This window comes from Streptomyces sp. NPDC005784, assembly GCF_042871525.1.
Taxonomy (GTDB): domain Bacteria; phylum Actinomycetota; class Actinomycetes; order Streptomycetales; family Streptomycetaceae; genus Streptomyces.
The window spans coordinates 514,046-530,232 of sequence record NZ_JBIAIQ010000004.1 but is presented as its reverse complement, the minus strand read 5'-3'; the positions used below and the strand labels follow the sequence as shown (position 1 = coordinate 530,232).

Sequence of the window (16,187 nt, the reverse complement as noted above, 5' to 3'; positions counted from 1 at the left end):
AGGCAGTAGTACGAAGGGCGGTCATCCCCGACGGGGGTGACCGCCCTTCGGCGTTTCCCGTTCCTGGTCCCAGTCCGCGGGCCGCGCAGGACCTGGTCCTAGCGAGGGAGCTGGAGATACGGCTCCAGGGCCCGCAGCCGCGTGTAGTTGTCGGGGTGGGTGGAGAGCAGCTTGGCGAGGCCGCCCGGCTCCTGGAGCTTCTTGCCCTGGCTGACGGCGGCCGCCTTCGCGGCGTCCTCCTCGGCCTGGAAGTGGTGCAGGACCTGGGCCATCTCGGGTGCGAAGCCGAGGGCCGCGGCCTGCTGGTCGGCGCGCAGTTCGCCGAGGCGGCCCGCGTAGGCGAGGAGGTAGGGCGCGACGAGGAGCGGGATGGTGATGTACCAGGCGACGAGGAACCCGGCGAGCACGAACATGCCCATGAAGAGGATCAGCAGCCCGGTCGCGGCCGCCGAGAAGACCCCGGCGACGGCGAGCGCGATCCGGGCCAACCCGCGGGTGAAGGCCCAGGCGAGCCGGCCGGGCAGCGAGTACCAGTAGCCGAGGAGGCCGGCCCAGGCGTGGCCGCCGGTGTGGTGGCCGAGCTCATGGGCGAGTACGGCGGCGAGGTTGCTGCTGGGAATCCGGTTGAGGGAGTAGGTGGTGACGCCGACGACATGGCCGGCGACCGCGACCGCGTTCAGGTCGTCGCTGTTCTCCACCATCAGCTCGTAGGTGTTCGCCTCGATACCCGCCCGGGCGGTGATCTCGCGCCAGATCGGCTCCAGCCGGGCCCGCTCCTCGGCCAGCGGCGTCCGCAGTTTGAGCGCGTGCCGGGCGAAGCGCAGCTCGGTGGGCCGGTGGAAGACGAGGGCCCCGGAGGCCAGCCAGGCCACCACGACCAGCCAGCCCACGACCGCGCCGAACAGCCCGAGCGCGAGGGCCGACACCACGGCGAGGCTCACCAGGGCCCCCGGGACCTGCGTCGCGAGCTGCCCGATGGCGGTGGCGTCGGCACCCCGCTGATGGCTCGCCAGATGAACTCGTGAGCCCTGGTGGCGGTAGTCGAGATCGTCGGGCGCGACGGCGGGCCGCGGGACGAACGGTGCGGGTTGCGGCTGCCGCGGATCCGCGTGGTGCGGGTCCGCCCCCGGATACTGCGGCGGAGGGGCCGCCGTCTGCTGGTAGGCCGCCTGCTGGTGCGCCGGGGGCGGGGCGCCGGAACCCGGGTACTGGGGCGGGTGGCCCGCCGGTCCCGGGTACTGCGGTCCCGGCCCGCCGGGCGCAGGTCCCCCGGGGTACTGAGGGGGCTGGCCTGTCGTACCTGGGTACTGGGGAGCGGGTCCTCCGGGGCCTGGGTACCGGGCCGGGTTGCCGGTCGCTCCCGGGTACTGCGGTCCCGGCCCGTCGGTCCCTGGGCCCCCGGGGTACTGAGCGGGGTGGCCTGTCGTACCGGGGTACTGCGGTGCGGGCCCGCCGGCCCCGGGCCCCCCGGGGTACTGCGGCGGGGACGCGGAGGCGCCGGGGTACTGGGGTGGCGGGGTCGTGGCCCCGGGGTACGGGGGCGGTGGGTTGCTGGATCCCGGGTACGGGGGCTCGGGGGACGGGCCGGGGGGCTGGGACATGAGGGCTCCTTCGGAGTGGCTGGTGGCTGTGCGGGGACGTCAGCCGATGAGCGGCGCGGTCGGCGGCGCGGCAACGGGTGCCGGCGCGGAGTGCGGCGCCGCGTCCGGCGCGGTTACGCGGGCTCGCCCTCCGTGGCGTCGATGGGCAGCACGGCGGGCGGTACGGCGGCTCGGGTGCCAGCGGGGCCGCCGGGCATCGGGGGCACGGCGGGAGCCGGGCCGGCGGTGGCGTAGGGCGTCGTGGAGGGCGGTCCGTACCGGGCGGCGGGGCTGTCGGGCTGCCCGGGGGCCCCGGCGTCCGGACCGCCGGTGTACGGCGACTGAGCGCCCGCGTAAGGGGGCCGTTCGGCGTGGGGCGACTGCCCCGCGTAGGGCGGCTGACTCTCCGCGTAGGGCGGCTGTCCCGCGTACGGAGACTGACTCTCCGCGTACGGCGGCTCTCCCGTGTACGGCGGCTGCCCGCCGGTGTGGGGCGACTGTCCTGAGGAGGGAGGCTGACTCTCCGCGTACGACGGCGGCCCGCCGGTGTGGGCCGACTGTCCCGCGTACGGAGACTGACCCCCTGCGGACGACGGCTCTCCCGCGTACAGGGGCTGCCCGCCGGTGTGCGGCGGCTCTCCCGCGTAGGGAAGCCGACTCCCCGCAGACGACGGCTCTCCCGTGTAGGGAGGCTGACCCCCTGCGGACGGCTGCTGTCCCGCGTAGGGCGGCTGACCGCTCGCATACGGGGGTTGCCCGGTGTACGGCGGCCGGTCGTCGGCGTACGGAGGACGGCCACCCTCGTACGGAGGTCGCTCGCCGTACTGCGGCTGGGGCGATGGGCCGGGGTACGGAGACTGGCCCGGATACGGCGGCTGGGGCGGCGTCTGCGGCGCTCCGGGCGTCGTCCCGACGGGCAGTGCCCCCTGCCCGTCCCGCGGCCCCGGAGGCGTCTGCTGCTGGATCAGCGCGTCGACGGCCCGCAAGGTCGAGCGGGCCGACTCGGCCTTCTGGAAGTCCTCCAGGGTGTCCCCGGCGATGACCTGCAGCTGGCCTCTGATGGCGGACAACTGGTCCTTCTGGAGGGTCCCGATGACCATCTTGGTGTCCTCGGGGTGCTGGGCGAGATGCAGGGCCCAGGCGGCGACGCCCCCGTGCTGGAGGTGGTACTGGTAGAAGTTCATCTTCTCGGTGATCAGATGGTGGTCCTGCTGCTGGCGCAGGATCTCCAGCTCGTGCTGCTGCCGGGCCAGCCGGAGCCGGAACTCGTGCTCGGGGTCGAGCATGTCCGACTCGTAGCGCAGGCTCCGCTGCCTGCGCCGGTGCGCGATCGCCTCGTCGTCCAGCCGCAGTCGTACGGCGCAGGTCACGTCGAGCCCGATGCCCGCCGCGAAGCCACCCGTCTCCACGGCCCGCTGGACCGCGCGCTCGGCGGCCGGGCTGTCCTCGATGGAGAAGTCGCGGCACACCGGGCGGGCGAGCTGGTGCAGTTCACGGGTGAGCCGCGTCGGCACGTCGCGCTCGCCGCTCGCCACGTACGCGATCGGGTCCGCGACCCGCCAGGTCAGATCGGCCGTGGCGCCGAAGCAGAACGCGTCGTCGTCGCTCGGCACCTCCAGGGCGAGCTGTACGGGGTGGCTGCCCATGTCCACCTCGTAGACGGAGGTGTAGCGGCGGGTGGCCGCCTCCGAGCGGCTCGGCCGGTGCGGCGGCGTGTAGACGTCGTACGTGCCCTTCGCGGTGACGAAGACCAGCGCGTGGTCGATGGCGGTGACCGCGCGGCGGACGGTGTAGTCGAAGCGCGCGATCGGCCGCACGGTGAGCACCGGGTCGATGAGCGCGGTGTGCCGGTTGGCGTCCTGCTGCCACTCCGGCTGACGGCGGAACTCCGCCATGGTTCAACTCCTCGATGGATCTGGGGTGGAGGGGATCAGGAGGTCGAGCAGGCGGTCGGCCACGGGTGGGCGCGCGCCGCCGTCCGGGGCGCGCAGGTTGACCAGTTCGTGGCTCAGGCGTTTGCGGTCGTCGGCCGTGACGACCAGCGCGGGCAGCAGCAGTTCCAGGGCCTGTGCGACGTCCGCCCGGCGCTCGGCCAGCCGTACCCAGGTGTGCAGGGCGTCCAGGGCGCCACGGGTGTGCCCGCGGTCGCCGAGCGCGGTCCGCCAGAGGGCGGCCAGGTCGCGGGCCGAGTCCGCCTCGTACATGCCGGTGTCGGCGTACCACTCGACGAGCGCGCCCTCCTCGGCGTTGTCGCAGGCGCGCACGAACGCGGCCAGCGCGAGTGTGCGGACCGAGGCCGTGTCGTGGTGGAGCAGGCGCACCAGCTCGGAGAGCATCTCGCCGCGCCGGGCGCCGACCGAGAGCAGCAGGGCGGTGGAGTCGATCAGGTTGTTCGACTCGGTCCGGCTGCTGCCCCCGGCGCGGGCGCGGGCGGCGAGCGCGCTGAGCGCCGGGCCCGCGAGGTCCGGGCGCAGCGGGGTGAGCAGGCCGAAGGCGCGGATCGCGGTCCAGCGGCGGCCCCAGTGGGTGTCCGTGCACCACTGGGTGAGCAGGCGCAGCACGACGGGCGCGTCGAGGAGCTGGGCGAGCGTGAGGGTGTTCGCGGCGGTGACCCGGGGGCCGAAGGCCTTCGACACCGCCCAGCCGTCGATCAGCAGCGCGACCGCGGAGGGCAGGTCGGCGCGGGCCAGCAGCGCGGCGGCCGCGGCGGCCCGGGTCCGGACGACCGGGCGGCTGTCGCGGGCCAGTTCCTTCAGCCAGGAGACCAGCGCGGGCCGCGCCGACGGATGGCCCGTCCACACCTCCCCGAGCAGCAGAGGCGGAGTGTTCTCCTTCTTGAAGTACGCCGTGAACTGCGGCACTGAGCCCCACTCGGTGGCCTCGTCCCGTACCTCACCCTCGGCCCGCGCCCGCTCCAGCCGGGTTTCGGCGGAGAGGCCGAACAGCGGGATCTCCGGCGGCTGTTCGGGGTGCTGGAGCCGCTGGAAGTGCACGTACAGCTTGTCGGCGAGTTCGGCGGCCAGTACGTACGGCGCCTGGTCGAAGACGGCGAGCGAGATGAGGAACGCCTTGTCGCGCAGGGTGGCCTCGGGGTCGCTGAGCCACTCCCGGCACTGCTGTTCGACCGCCGCCTGCCCGAAGTCGGCGAGGCGGGCGGCCGCTTCCTCGCCGCCGTCGTAACGGGCGACCTCCACGGCGAACCGGGCGACCTCGGCGGGGCGGTGGGCGTCGCGCGAGAGGAAGTCGCGGACGGGGCCGAGGGCCAGCAGACCGGCGCTGTCCCCCGGCTCGCTCCGCAGGTCGGCGAGGTGGGCGCGCAGCACCGCGGCGGCGTCCGGCGGTTCCCAGACGGCGGGGGCGACCCCCAGCAGGAACGGGGAGTTCTCCAGGGTCACCACCAGATACCCGTCGGTCTTCCGGAGCCGGTCGCGGGCCGCGTACAGATGGGTTTCCCGCATCGGGCGGTTGCGGCTCAGCGGCAGATCGCGCAGGACGTGCCCGCCGGGCGCGGTGAGCTGGGTGCCCAGGTTCGCCGGGCCGGTCTCGGCGGACAGCGCGTGCACGGCGGGCACGCCCAGGCGGTGCAGGAGCATCAGCGCGGCGGCGTGGCGGCCGGTGGAGTGGGTGCCGGCGAGGACGAGGACGCGCTCGTCGCGCAGCCGGTCCAGGGCGGCGGCGAAGGAGGGCCCTTCGACGAAGACCCTGGAGAGCGCGTCGAGCCGTTGCCGGGGGATCTCCCCGGAGACGTACGCCGCCGAGGCGGATGCCGCCGCGTGGTGGTGGATCTCCGTCTTGCCGCCCATGAACACATCACGGGCCGAGCCGCCCGCCGACACCCCGTGCTGGGCCCCGCCGACCAGGCTGCCGCCGAAGGACGCGGCCTCGCTGAAGATGAATCCCGGGGTGTGCGCGACGAGTTCGCGCTGAGCGGCCCTGGCCTCCTGGGTCCGCTCCTCGGGCTCGCCCCCGTCGCTGCCCGTCTCGGCGGCCGGGTGCGGCCCTCCGGGCCACTGCCGCTCCGGCGGTGGTACGTCGTCCGAGGCGCCCCGCGTCGTGGGCGGAGGCACCGTCACGCGGGCTCACCCCCGCTCCTGCCCAGGTGGACGTCCCCGGTGACCTGGCCGCCGGACACGCCGTGCTGGTCCCCCGCGACCAGGCTGCCGCCGAAGCTGGGGGAGCCACCGCCGAAGTCGAAGACGACGTTCGCGGGGGGAGCGGCGCGCTGCGCGGGCCGGGCAGGCCGTTCCGGGCCCGGCGCCTCCGCCGCTGCCGCCTCCGCCGCTGCCGCCTCGGCCCCCGCTGCCGTCTCGGCTCGCGTCTCCGCTTCGGCTCGTGTCTCCGTCTCGGCTCGTGCCTCCGCTTCGGCCCCCGCCTCCGCTTCGGCTCGCGTCGCCGTGTCGGTTCGTGTGTCCGCTTCGGTCCTAGTCGCCGTCTCGGCTGGCGGCTCGGCTCCCGTCTTCGCGCGCGGGCTCGTCCCGGTTCCTGTCCCCGTACGCGGGCTCGTCCCGGTCCCCGGCTCGGCTTCCGGGCCCAAGACCCCGGCCCCCGGCGCCGGGCGCTCCCCCGAGCCGCCCGGCACCGGGGCTCCCCCTCTTTCACTGTGGTCGTCCGCCCCGTACGGAACCGGGCCGTGCAGCCAGGCCCGCAGGGGTCCGTTCTTGCTGTCCACCGTCACCGCGTGGAAGCCGTCCGCCGGGATGCCCGGGTGGCTGTGCCGCACGATCCCCGCGTGCACGCTCTCCGAGACGCACAGGGCGAAGTCGTCCGGCCGCTCCCGCAGGGCCGCGCGCAGCAGTTGGGCGTCGAGGAGCCGGCAGGCGTGGTTGAGGTCGGAGCCGACCCAGCCGTCGTACGCGTCGACGGCGACGTATCCGGTGGCGACGACACCGCGCAGACGGATCTGGGCGGAGCTGGAGGCCGTCCGGTTGACCCCGCGGAGCAGCGCGGGCACCTCGGTGAGCAGGGCCCGCAGCAGCGCCGTGACCGAGGCGTTGGCGTCGATCAGCTCCATCACCGAGTCGCCGCGGTCCGCCCGCAGGCGCAGCCGCTCGTCGATGCCGGCACTCTCCAGCGCGCGGTCCGTGATGTCGTACAGCATCCGGCGCAGATAGGCCTGCTCGACGTCGTCCCGGTCGCTGTACTTCTCGATGTCCAGCAGGAGGATCGTCCGGCTCACGGGGTCGGTCATGGTCGCCTTTCGGTGGGGGCCTCGCCTGGCAAGCAGGGTGGCGTCACCGGTGGGCCGGGTGTGAGGGCGGATGTCCCACTCGAAGTGTGACCGTGTGCACAGAAGCGGTCCTCAGTCACGGAGGTCCCAGTTGACAGGGGGTTCACCCCCGGCGATCCGGCGCAGGACGTCCATCCGCAGGAGCACCATCGTCCGCCGGCCCGTCAGCACCACGCCCCGCTCCCGGAGCTCCTTCAGGAGGCGCTGGACCATCTCCCGGGACGCCCCCACGGAGCCCGCCAGCTCCTGCTTGCTCAGCGGGACGGAGAGTTCGGTGCCCTCCTCGGTGCGGTGGCCGTTCGTGCGGGCCAGGTCGAGGAGGAGCGCCGCGAAGCGCTCGCGGACGCTCATGGAGGCGAACTCCAGGCGGCGGCGGTCGGCGGCGCGGGTGCGGTCCGAGGTGAGGCCGAGGAGGGCGAAGGAGACCGCGGGGGAGCGGGCGAGGAAGTCGTTGAAGTGTTCGCGTACGACGGCGACCGTGCGGACCGGTTCCAGGGCCGTCACGGTCGCGGAGCGCGGCCGGCCGGTGAGTGCGGCGGCCTCGCCCACGATGTCGCCCGGCCCGCGCAGCGCGAGCAGTGCCTCGTAGCCGTTGGCGGCGGACGCCGTCACCTTCGTCCAGCCGTGCGTCACGATCAGCACGTGCGAGGAGGGTTCGCTCTGGCGCAGGAGCACCATCCGGGGCGTGAAGACCAGCTCACGCCCGAGCGACAGCAGCGCGGAGCGGTCCTCGCTCTCCAGGCGTGCCAGGAACGGCACCCGGTCGTCCAGGCTCTCGTCCCCGGCTAAGGGTGCAGCCGCCATGAGTCCATCCCCCGTCCCCCGATCGGCCTCGCGGCCGACGCACAGTGACCGATGCGCAGCAACCGGTCAACGTACTCACCCAGTGTGTGCGGTGCGCACGGAATCGGGACTTTCGCCGCTGAACCGGTGAGAAGCTGCGCCAGGCGTGAAGAGCCCCGAGAATGGATCGGGAGAAGTCCGGCGTGTCGGGCACCACGGCATTTGTTTTGACCGAAGTCCGTGAGGTAGGTACGCTCTTACCTTGTGCCTGGGGTGTGCCCTGGCTCTCGTGCGTGCCTTCAGACCGCAAGGAGAGCCGTAAGCGGCCACCGCAATCTGCGCCCTTTTCGCCTTACGGCGAGAGTCTGCAGTGTTCGACACACCCGACCGCGTGGGTCGGTGGCGTTCCAGGTTAGCTCCACCATTCGGCACACAGAAACCGGAGAAGTAGTGCCTACGATCCAGCAGCTGGTCCGGAAGGGCCGGCAGGACAAGGTCGAGAAGAACAAGACGCCCGCACTCGAGGGTTCGCCCCAGCGTCGTGGCGTCTGCACGCGTGTGTTCACGACCACCCCGAAGAAGCCGAACTCGGCCCTGCGTAAGGTCGCGCGTGTGCGTCTGACCAGCGGGATCGAGGTCACGGCTTACATTCCGGGTGAGGGACACAACCTGCAGGAGCACTCCATCGTGCTCGTGCGCGGCGGCCGTGTGAAGGACCTGCCGGGTGTTCGCTACAAGATCATCCGAGGATCGCTTGACACCCAGGGTGTCAAGAACCGCAAGCAGGCCCGCAGCCGCTACGGCGCCAAGAAGGAGAAGTAGAAAATGCCTCGTAAGGGCCCCGCCCCGAAGCGCCCGGTCATCATCGACCCGGTCTACGGTTCCCCTCTTGTGACCTCCCTCATCAACAAGGTGCTGATGAACGGCAAGCGCTCCACCGCCGAGCGCATCGTCTACGGCGCCATGGAGGGTCTGCGTGAGAAGACGGGCAACGACCCGATCATCACGCTGAAGCGCGCGCTGGAGAACATCAAGCCCACGCTCGAAGTCAAGTCCCGCCGTGTCGGTGGTGCGACGTACCAGGTTCCGATCGAGGTCAAGCCCGGTCGCGCCAACACGCTCGCGCTGCGCTGGCTCGTCGGTTACTCCCGCGCCCGTCGCGAGAAGACCATGACCGAGCGTCTGCTCAACGAGCTTCTCGACGCCTCCAACGGCCTCGGTGCCGCTGTGAAGAAGCGTGAGGACACCCACAAGATGGCCGAGTCCAACAAGGCCTTCGCGCACTACCGCTGGTAGTCGTTACCCACATCGAGACCGAGAGAAGACTGAAGCCTTATGGCTACCACTTCACTTGACCTGGCCAGGGTCCGCAACATCGGGATCATGGCTCACATCGACGCGGGCAAGACGACCACCACCGAGCGGATCCTCTTCTACACCGGCGTCAGCTACAAGATCGGTGAAGTCCACGACGGCGCCGCCACCATGGACTGGATGGAGCAGGAGCAGGAGCGTGGCATCACGATCACCTCTGCTGCCACCACCTGTCACTGGCCGCTTGAGGACAACGACTACACGATCAACATCATCGATACCCCGGGGCACGTCGACTTCACGGTCGAGGTGGAGCGTTCGCTCCGCGTCCTCGACGGTGCCGTCACGGTGTTCGACGGTGTCGCCGGTGTCGAGCCGCAGTCCGAGACGGTGTGGCGTCAGGCCGACCGTTACGGCGTGCCGCGTATCTGCTTCGTGAACAAGCTTGACCGTACCGGCGCCGAGTTCCACCGCTGCGTGGACATGATCAGGGACCGGCTTGGCGCCGTTCCGATCATCATGCAGCTGCCGATCGGTGCCGAGATGGACTTCAAGGGCGTTGTGGACCTGGTCCGCATGAAGGCGCTCGTGTGGTCCGCCGAGGCCGCCAAGGGCGAGATGTACGACGTCGTCGACATCCCGGCCACGCACGCCGAGGCTGCCGAGGAGTACCGCGGCAAGCTGGTCGAGACCGTCGCGGAGCACGACGACGAGATCATGGAGCTGTTCCTGGAGGGCCAGGAGCCCACCGAGGAGCAGCTGTACGCCGCGATCCGTCGTGTCACCATCGCGTCCGGCAAGTCCACCGACGTCACGGTCACCCCGGTGTTCTGTGGCACCGCGTTCAAGAACAAGGGCGTCCAGCCCCTGCTCGACGCGGTCGTGCGCTACCTTCCGACCCCGCTTGACGTCGAGGCCATCGAGGGCCACGACGTGAAGGACCCCGAGGTCGTCGTCAAGCGCAAGCCGTCCGTCGACGAGCCGCTGTCCGCGCTCGCGTTCAAGATCATGAGCGACCCGCACCTGGGCAAGCTCACCTTCGTCCGGGTCTACTCGGGCCGCCTGGAGACTGGCACCGCGGTGCTGAACTCCGTCAAGGGCAAGAAGGAGCGCATCGGCAAGATCTACCGCATGCACGCGAACAAGCGTGAGGAGATCGAAGCGGTGGGCGCCGGCGACATCGTCGCCGTCATGGGCCTGAAGCAGACCACCACCGGTGAGACGCTGTGCGACGACAAGAACCCGGTCATCCTGGAGTCCATGGACTTCCCGGCGCCGGTCATTCAGGTCGCCATCGAGCCCAAGTCCAAGGGTGACCAGGAGAAGCTGGGTGTCGCCATCCAGCGTCTCGCGGAGGAGGACCCCTCCTTCCACGTCCACTCGGACGAGGAGACGGGCCAGACCATCCTCGGCGGTATGGGCGAGCTGCACCTCGAGGTGCTGGTCGACCGTATGAAGCGCGAGTTCCGGGTCGAGGCCAACGTCGGCAAGCCGCAGGTCGCGTACCGCGAGACGATCCGCAAGGGCGTCGAGCGTCACGACTACACGCACAAGAAGCAGACCGGTGGTACCGGTCAGTTCGCCAAGGTGCAGATCGCGATCGAGCCCATCACCGAGACCGATGGTCCGGCGTACGAGTTCGTGAACAAGGTCACCGGTGGGCGTATCCCGCGGGAGTACATCCCGTCGGTGGACGCCGGTGCGCAGGAAGCCATGCAGTTCGGCATCCTGGCCGGCTACGAGATGACGGGCGTCCGCGTCATTCTTCTCGACGGTGGCTACCACGAGGTCGACTCCTCCGAGCTCGCCTTCAAGATCGCCGGTTCGCAGGCCTTCAAGGAGGCCGCTCGCAAGGCGTCCCCCGTGCTTCTTGAGCCGATGATGGCCGTCGAGGTCACCACGCCCGAGGACTACATGGGTGAGGTCATCGGCGACATCAACTCCCGCCGTGGTCAGATTCAGGCCATGGAGGAGCGTATGGGCGCCCGGATCGTCAAGGGTCTGGTGCCGCTCTCGGAGATGTTCGGCTACGTCGGCGACCTCCGCAGCAAGACCTCGGGTCGCGCAAGCTACTCGATGCAGTTCGACTCCTACGCCGAGGTTCCCAGGAACGTCGCCGAGGAGATCATCGCGAAGGCCAAGGGCGAGTAACACACCCCGTTTGCACGCTTTAGGCTTGACACCGACCGCCGGGGCTCACCCGGAAGGGAAAACCCCGGCGGGCGGCATCCCAGCAAAGATCACCTGGCGCCGATGAGTAAGGCGTACCAGAACCACTCCGCAGGAGGACCCCAGTGGCGAAGGCAAAGTTCGAGCGGACTAAGCCGCACGTCAACATCGGCACCATCGGTCACATCGACCACGGTAAGACGACCCTCACGGCCGCCATTACCAAGGTGCTGCACGACGCATTTCCGGACCTGAACGAGGCTTCGGCCTTCGACCAGATCGACAAGGCTCCCGAGGAGCGCCAGCGCGGTATCACGATCTCGATCGCGCACGTCGAGTACCAGACGGAGGGCCGTCACTACGCCCACGTCGACTGCCCCGGTCACGCGGACTACATCAAGAACATGATCACGGGTGCGGCGCAGATGGACGGCGCCATCCTCGTCGTCGCCGCGACCGACGGCCCGATGCCGCAGACCAAGGAGCACGTGCTCCTGGCCCGCCAGGTCGGCGTTCCGTACATCGTCGTCGCCCTGAACAAGGCCGACATGGTGGACGACGAGGAGATCCTGGAGCTCGTCGAGCTCGAGGTTCGTGAGCTCCTCTCCGAGTACGAGTTCCCGGGCGACGACCTTCCGGTCGTCAAGGTCTCGGCGCTCAAGGCGCTCGAGGGCGACAAGGAGTGGGGCCAGACCGTTCTGGACCTCATGGCCGCCGTCGACGAGGCGATCCCGACCCCGCCGCGTGACACCGAGAAGCCGTTCCTCATGCCCGTCGAGGACGTCTTCACGATCACCGGTCGCGGTACGGTCGTCACCGGCCGTATCGAGCGTGGTGTCCTGAAGGTCAACGAGACCGTTGACATCATCGGCATCAAGCAGGAGAAGACCACCACCACGGTCACCGGCATCGAGATGTTCCGCAAGCTGCTCGACGAGGGCCAGGCCGGTGAGAACGTCGGTCTGCTCCTCCGTGGCATCAAGCGCGAGGACGTCGAGCGCGGCCAGGTCATCATCAAGCCCGGTTCGGTCACGCCGCACACCGAGTTCGAGGCCCAGGCCTACATCCTGTCGAAGGACGAGGGTGGCCGTCACACCCCCTTCTTCAACAACTACCGCCCGCAGTTCTACTTCCGTACCACGGACGTGACCGGCGTCGTGACCCTCCCCGAGGGCACCGAGATGGTCATGCCGGGCGACAACACTGAGATGACCGTTTCGCTCATCCAGCCCGTCGCCATGGAAGAGGGCCTGAAGTTCGCCATCCGTGAGGGTGGCCGGACCGTGGGCGCCGGCCAGGTCACCAAGATCAACAAGTAATTGTTGACCGTATGACCTGGTAGCTCCTTCCAGAGCTCCAGAGAGGGCCCGTACGACTTCGGTCGTACGGGCCCTTTCGTCGTGTCCGTCACCCGATACCCCTCGGCGCTGATGACCGCTCGGCGGGGAACCGTCACTGCATCCCCGGTTGCCAGGCCGGCGGGGTTGCCGTTCCTCGGCCCGGCTAGTTCTTGTAGCGCGGCAGGTTCCGGGTCAAGATGGTCCACTCTGCGATGGTGATGTCCTCGCCGTAGACGAAGTCCTTGCGGGCCGCATAACGCGGGCCGTCGGGGGTGGAGTGGATGTCGGTCAGGACGGCGCCCGTGCCGGTGCGGGGGTCGAAGACGGCGTAGACAGGGATGCCGATCAGGGGGTAGTCACGCATCTTGCCGACCCAGTCGTTGTCCGGGTTGGACTGGGACACGACCTCGACGGCGGCGACGACGGTGCGCGGATCGATCGAGGCCTCGGTGTCCAGATCGGTCCAGGCGATCACCATGACGTCGGGGTGGCGCATGATGCCTTCGGGTTCGTTCTCCACGTCCGGTTCTCCCGTGTGGGCCAGGATCTGATCCGGCATCTCTGCCTCCAGAATCCTCCGGACGCGTAGCACGGTCAGTTCATGAGGGGCGTTGGGGGAGAGCAGGTCGTGGACGATGCCCTCCTTGGTGATCTCGAACTTGCCGGGGAGGGTGTCGTCCATCGACTGAAGGAAGTCCCGCATCGCTCGGTAGCGGTGGACCGTACCCGGCCGTGCGTCGTCAGAGGCGGCGGCCATGGAGCTCGCTCCTTGTCTGCCGGGTCGAGGGGCGCGGATCGTTGCCTTCATGCTGGGCGGCCTTCCGGGGAACGGATCGGCAGTCGCGGCAGCGGCCCGGATCGGGTGCGCGGAAGGCGCGGTCGCAGCCGTCGCAGTTCTGGAGCGGGTGGGGTTGCGAGCGCTGTGGGTGTGAGCGCGCGATCGGCAGGGCGATGGCGGGCAGGCGCGGTGGCAGGAGTTCGGTGAGGCGGTGTGCCAGGAGGGACGCCGGGTGGTGCAGGCGCTCGCGGGGGAGCCCGCCCGTCAGGGTGAGGCGTACGGCTTCGGGGGCGGCGCCGCGTTCCAGCCAGGCGGCGACGGCCGGGGCGAGACGGTGCACATCACGCTCCGCGAGCAGCAGGCGCGGGTCCTCGCGGTGCAGGCTCGCGAGGAGGGCGGTGGCCGCGCGGTCCCGGTCCGGGTTGTCGGCGTCGGGGGTGGGGAGAGGACGTGCCGGTGCCGGTGCCGGTCCTGGCATGGATGGGGGTGTGGGCGCGGCCACGGATGGGGGCGCCTGCGGCACGGGGCTCACGGTGGCGGAGTTCGGCACGGCCGCTGGTACTGGCCCCGGGCCGGGTGGGGGAGCCTGGATGGGGGCCGACTCATGAACCGGTCCGGGTGCGGGCGGGAGTTCGGGCACGTGCACGGGGTCGGGCACAGGTGGCCGTACTGCCGGCTCGACGAGTCCTCGCGGCTTGTTGTACGACACCGTGTGCGTGACGATCTGGCCGCTCGGTAGCCGCTCCCGCCTGCGGGACAGGTAGCCGTGCGCCTCCAACTCCCGCAGGGCCGCCGCGATCCGCATCTCGCCATCGGGCAGGCGCGCTGCGAGCGACTTGATGTCCACGCGGGCGCCCTCGGGCAGCGACTGGATGTGCAGGGCGAGCCCTCGCGCGCTGAGGGTCAGCTCGCGGTGCTGGGCGAGGTGGTTGCCGACCACCGTGAAACGGGTGGAGTGGCGGACGTTGATGTGGGTGACACCCCGCGGAACACGGGGCTGGGCGCACGAGGGCGCGCTAAGGTTTTGGGAATCCATCGGGAAGTTGTCTCTTCCTCGTTGGTCAGGCCCTCGATCGGGATGCCAGTCCCGGCCGGGGGCCGTCGCATGTCTGCGATTGCTGTGGGGACAGCGTGCTGGAGCGCCGCCATGACGCCGGGACGTCGTGGGGGCACTAGTTACGCTGTCGCGGCGAGCATATGCCTGCCAACGGGCAGAAAATCCAGCTCAGTTAGCAATCATCACCCTTGCGAGTGATGCGCTACCTGCGGGTGGACAGGTGGGGTTGGGAGGTTTTTCTTCCTCCGGACTTAAAAGCTTTTGATGTCGTGCGGGGCCGAGACGTCGATCACCGGGACGTTGAAAACCGCGATCCGGTGGTGGGGATGGCCAGTTCGGCCCAGACGGTCTTGCGCGGGGCGGGTCCGGGCGTCACGCCCCAGCGGCCGGCGAGGGCCGCCACGAGGAGCAGGCCACGTCCGCGCTCGACGTCGGGGTCGGCCGCCGAGGCCCGGGGGATTCGGTCGTCCCGCGTGTCGGTCACCTCGATGCGGAGGGTGTCGCCGACGACGTACAGGGTCAGTCGGAAGTTGCGCCCAGGCACGTGCCCGTGGGTCGCCGCGTTGGCCGCGAGCTCGGCGACGATCTGATCGGCCGGGCTCAACGGAATCTCCCAGGAACGGAGTTGCTCGACGGCGAGCAGCCGGGCCAGGCGGGCTCCGCGTGGCGTGGGGGACAGCAGCACACTGAAGTTGCGGACGGGCTCGATGAGTTGGGCACCGGCCCCGTCGGTCTCCTGATTCATGTCACTCAGCGTGTCGAACCCTGCCTACTGTGAGCTGCGATGACGTCTGTGCGTACAGGGATTGTCCGGTCGCTGTCCTGCTCTGTCCCGGCTGTCCCGAGTGCCGTACGGGAACGGTGGGCGTTGGAGGTGGGTGGGCATGAACAGCGAGAGCGCGGACGAGCCCGGGTGGGACGTCAGCCCCGAGGACGAGATCGCGCAGGTGGTGGAGTCGACCGGCCGCCAGGTCAGGCTCTGGCGCGAGGCCGCAGGGATGCGGGTGGTCGAGTTCGGGCGGGCGATCGGGTACGGGGAGGACCTGGTCCGCAAGGTGGAGCGCGGGGCGCGGATTCCGCGGGCGGACTTCCTGGACCGGGCGGACGAGGTCCTGGACGCAGGCGGCCATCTCAGGGCCTTCAAGGAGGACATGGAGAAGGCCCGGTACCCGAAGAAGGTGCGCGAGCTGAAGATGCTGGAGGAACGGGCGGTCGAGCTGCTGCTGTACAGCAACCACAACATCCATGGGTTGTTGCAGACGGCGGAGTACGCACGGGCGTTGCTCGGTACCTGGCGGCCGGCCTACTCGCTGGACGAGCTGGAGCGGATGGTGGCCGCGAGGGTGGCCCGGAAGCCCGTCTTCGATCGGTCACCGGCTCCGGAACTCAGCTTCGTCCAAGAAGAGGTGACGTTGCGCCGACCTGTCGGGGGCACAATGGTGCTGCGCCGCCAGCTCGAACACATGTTGGAGCTGGCTCGGTTGCCGTTCGTGGAATTTCAGGTGATGCCGACAGCGCACGCGAATCATCCGGGAACGGGTGGGTTGGTCGAGGTGCTGAAGTTCCATGACGGCTCGGGAGTGGGGCGTACCGACGGTGACTTCGGAGGCCGACCGGTATCCGGACCGAGGCAACTCAGGGTCCTCGAACTGCGCTATGGCATCATCCGGGCCCAGGCCCTTTCGCCCAAGGAATCCCTGGCCTTCATCGAGCAAATGCTGGGGGAGACATGACCCGTCAGACGTCGGCCCACGTTGGTTCCGGGCTGCGGTGGGCCAAGAGCACGTACAGCAGCAGCAGCAACGGAAATGACTGCGTCGAAATAGCTCCCACCCCCACCAGGATCCACATCCGCGACTCCAAGAACCCGGGCGGCGCCCGCCTGGCGATGGCCCCCGCCGCCTGGACGTCGTTCATCGGCTTCGTCGCCCAGGGCTGA

Annotated in this window: 14 protein-coding genes; 6 read left to right on the top strand and 8 right to left on the bottom strand. The window is 70.1% G+C overall.

Features of this window, described 5'->3' with window-relative positions; genetic code table 11:
• Window positions 1–98: 98 nt before the first annotated feature.
• The 5 genes from ACFYR3_RS10265 to ACFYR3_RS10245 form a co-directional block, all read right to left on the bottom strand.
• Entirely contained in the window at window positions 99–941 is an 843-nt protein-coding gene (locus ACFYR3_RS10265; protein WP_355840680.1) for a M48 family metalloprotease, read from the bottom strand.
• Window positions 942–1,714: 773 nt separating this feature from the next.
• Complete coding sequence (locus tag ACFYR3_RS10260; RefSeq protein WP_355840679.1) at window positions 1,715–3,475, bottom strand: hypothetical protein; 1,761 nt, start codon at window positions 3,473–3,475, stop codon at window positions 1,715–1,717.
• Window positions 3,476–3,478: 3 nt separating this feature from the next.
• Entirely contained in the window at window positions 3,479–5,653 is a 2,175-nt protein-coding gene (locus ACFYR3_RS10255; RefSeq protein ID WP_389282371.1) for a hypothetical protein, read from the bottom strand.
• The gene (locus ACFYR3_RS10250) at window positions 5,650–6,768 is read right to left on the bottom strand and encodes a hypothetical protein (protein WP_389282370.1); all 1,119 of its coding nucleotides are present in this window, start codon (window positions 6,766–6,768) and stop codon (window positions 5,650–5,652) included. The genes ACFYR3_RS10255 and ACFYR3_RS10250 overlap by 4 nt, the downstream gene beginning before the upstream one ends.
• 111 nt (window positions 6,769–6,879) lie before the next feature.
• Complete coding sequence (locus ACFYR3_RS10245) at window positions 6,880–7,611, bottom strand: Crp/Fnr family transcriptional regulator (RefSeq protein WP_355840676.1); 732 nt, start codon at window positions 7,609–7,611, stop codon at window positions 6,880–6,882.
• A 429-nt stretch (window positions 7,612–8,040) separates the two neighbouring features.
• Between ACFYR3_RS10245 and rpsL the strand changes: the two genes are divergently transcribed.
• From rpsL to tuf, 4 genes are all read left to right on the top strand, one after another.
• On the top strand, window positions 8,041–8,412 hold the full coding sequence (gene rpsL, locus ACFYR3_RS10240; protein WP_003948652.1) for a 30S ribosomal protein S12: 372 nt from the start codon (window positions 8,041–8,043) through the stop codon (window positions 8,410–8,412).
• 3 nt (window positions 8,413–8,415) lie between these two features.
• Entirely contained in the window at window positions 8,416–8,886 is a 471-nt protein-coding gene (gene rpsG, locus ACFYR3_RS10235; RefSeq protein ID WP_181650348.1) for a 30S ribosomal protein S7, read from the top strand.
• 39 nt (window positions 8,887–8,925) lie between these two features.
• Entirely contained in the window at window positions 8,926–11,055 is a 2,130-nt protein-coding gene (gene fusA, locus ACFYR3_RS10230; protein ID WP_355840675.1) for an elongation factor G, read from the top strand.
• Between the two features lie 143 nt (window positions 11,056–11,198).
• The gene (tuf, locus tag ACFYR3_RS10225) at window positions 11,199–12,392 is read left to right on the top strand and encodes an elongation factor Tu (protein WP_355840674.1); all 1,194 of its coding nucleotides are present in this window, start codon (window positions 11,199–11,201) and stop codon (window positions 12,390–12,392) included.
• 184 nt (window positions 12,393–12,576) lie between these two features.
• On the opposite strand, the gene ACFYR3_RS10220 is transcribed toward tuf, so the two are convergent.
• The 3 genes from ACFYR3_RS10220 to ACFYR3_RS10210 all read right to left on the bottom strand — a co-directional run bounded on the left by ACFYR3_RS10220 (window position 12,577) and on the right by ACFYR3_RS10210 (window position 14,993).
• Window positions 12,577–13,170 carry a Uma2 family endonuclease gene (locus ACFYR3_RS10220; protein ID WP_389282367.1) on the bottom strand — a complete coding sequence of 198 codons (594 nt, stop codon included), beginning with the start codon at window positions 13,168–13,170 and terminating at the stop codon, window positions 12,577–12,579.
• On the bottom strand, window positions 13,154–14,227 hold the full coding sequence (locus ACFYR3_RS10215) for a helix-turn-helix domain-containing protein (RefSeq protein ID WP_389282365.1): 1,074 nt from the start codon (window positions 14,225–14,227) through the stop codon (window positions 13,154–13,156). The genes ACFYR3_RS10220 and ACFYR3_RS10215 overlap by 17 nt, the downstream gene beginning before the upstream one ends.
• Before the next feature lie 310 nt (window positions 14,228–14,537).
• Window positions 14,538–14,993 (bottom strand): ATP-binding protein, encoded by a 456-nt coding sequence (locus ACFYR3_RS10210; RefSeq protein ID WP_389282363.1) that lies wholly within the window; start codon window positions 14,991–14,993, stop codon window positions 14,538–14,540.
• Between the two features lie 139 nt (window positions 14,994–15,132).
• Here ACFYR3_RS10210 and ACFYR3_RS10205 point away from each other — a divergent pair, with 139 nt between their 5' ends.
• Both ACFYR3_RS10205 and ACFYR3_RS10200 read left to right on the top strand, forming a co-directional pair.
• Window positions 15,133–15,981 carry a helix-turn-helix domain-containing protein gene (locus tag ACFYR3_RS10205; RefSeq protein ID WP_389282361.1) on the top strand — a complete coding sequence of 283 codons (849 nt, stop codon included), beginning with the start codon at window positions 15,133–15,135 and terminating at the stop codon, window positions 15,979–15,981.
• Window positions 15,978–16,187 carry a DUF397 domain-containing protein gene (locus ACFYR3_RS10200; RefSeq protein WP_355840671.1) on the top strand — a complete coding sequence of 70 codons (210 nt, stop codon included), beginning with the start codon at window positions 15,978–15,980 and terminating at the stop codon, window positions 16,185–16,187. Before ACFYR3_RS10205 ends, ACFYR3_RS10200 begins: the two co-directional genes overlap by 4 nt.

Excerpts from the sequence above, each read along its gene's own strand:
- ACFYR3_RS10260 (WP_355840679.1), bottom strand. The coding sequence starts at position 3,475 with ATGGCGGAGTTCCGCCGTCAGCCGGAGTGGCAGCAGGACGCCAACCGG.
- ACFYR3_RS10250 (WP_389282370.1), bottom strand. The coding sequence starts at position 6,768 with ATGACCGACCCCGTGAGCCGGACGATCCTCCTGCTGGACATCGAGAAG.
- ACFYR3_RS10245 (WP_355840676.1), bottom strand. The coding sequence starts at position 7,611 with ATGGCGGCTGCACCCTTAGCCGGGGACGAGAGCCTGGACGACCGGGTG.
- rpsG (WP_181650348.1), top strand. The coding sequence starts at position 8,416 with ATGCCTCGTAAGGGCCCCGCCCCGAAGCGCCCGGTCATCATCGACCCG.
- fusA (WP_355840675.1), top strand. The coding sequence starts at position 8,926 with ATGGCTACCACTTCACTTGACCTGGCCAGGGTCCGCAACATCGGGATC.
- ACFYR3_RS10220 (WP_389282367.1), bottom strand. The coding sequence starts at position 13,170 with ATGGCCGCCGCCTCTGACGACGCACGGCCGGGTACGGTCCACCGCTAC.
- ACFYR3_RS10215 (WP_389282365.1), bottom strand. The coding sequence starts at position 14,227 with ATGGATTCCCAAAACCTTAGCGCGCCCTCGTGCGCCCAGCCCCGTGTT.
- ACFYR3_RS10210 (WP_389282363.1), bottom strand. The coding sequence starts at position 14,993 with ATGAATCAGGAGACCGACGGGGCCGGTGCCCAACTCATCGAGCCCGTC.
- ACFYR3_RS10205 (WP_389282361.1), top strand. The coding sequence starts at position 15,133 with ATGAACAGCGAGAGCGCGGACGAGCCCGGGTGGGACGTCAGCCCCGAG.
- ACFYR3_RS10200 (WP_355840671.1), top strand. The coding sequence starts at position 15,978 with ATGACCCGTCAGACGTCGGCCCACGTTGGTTCCGGGCTGCGGTGGGCC.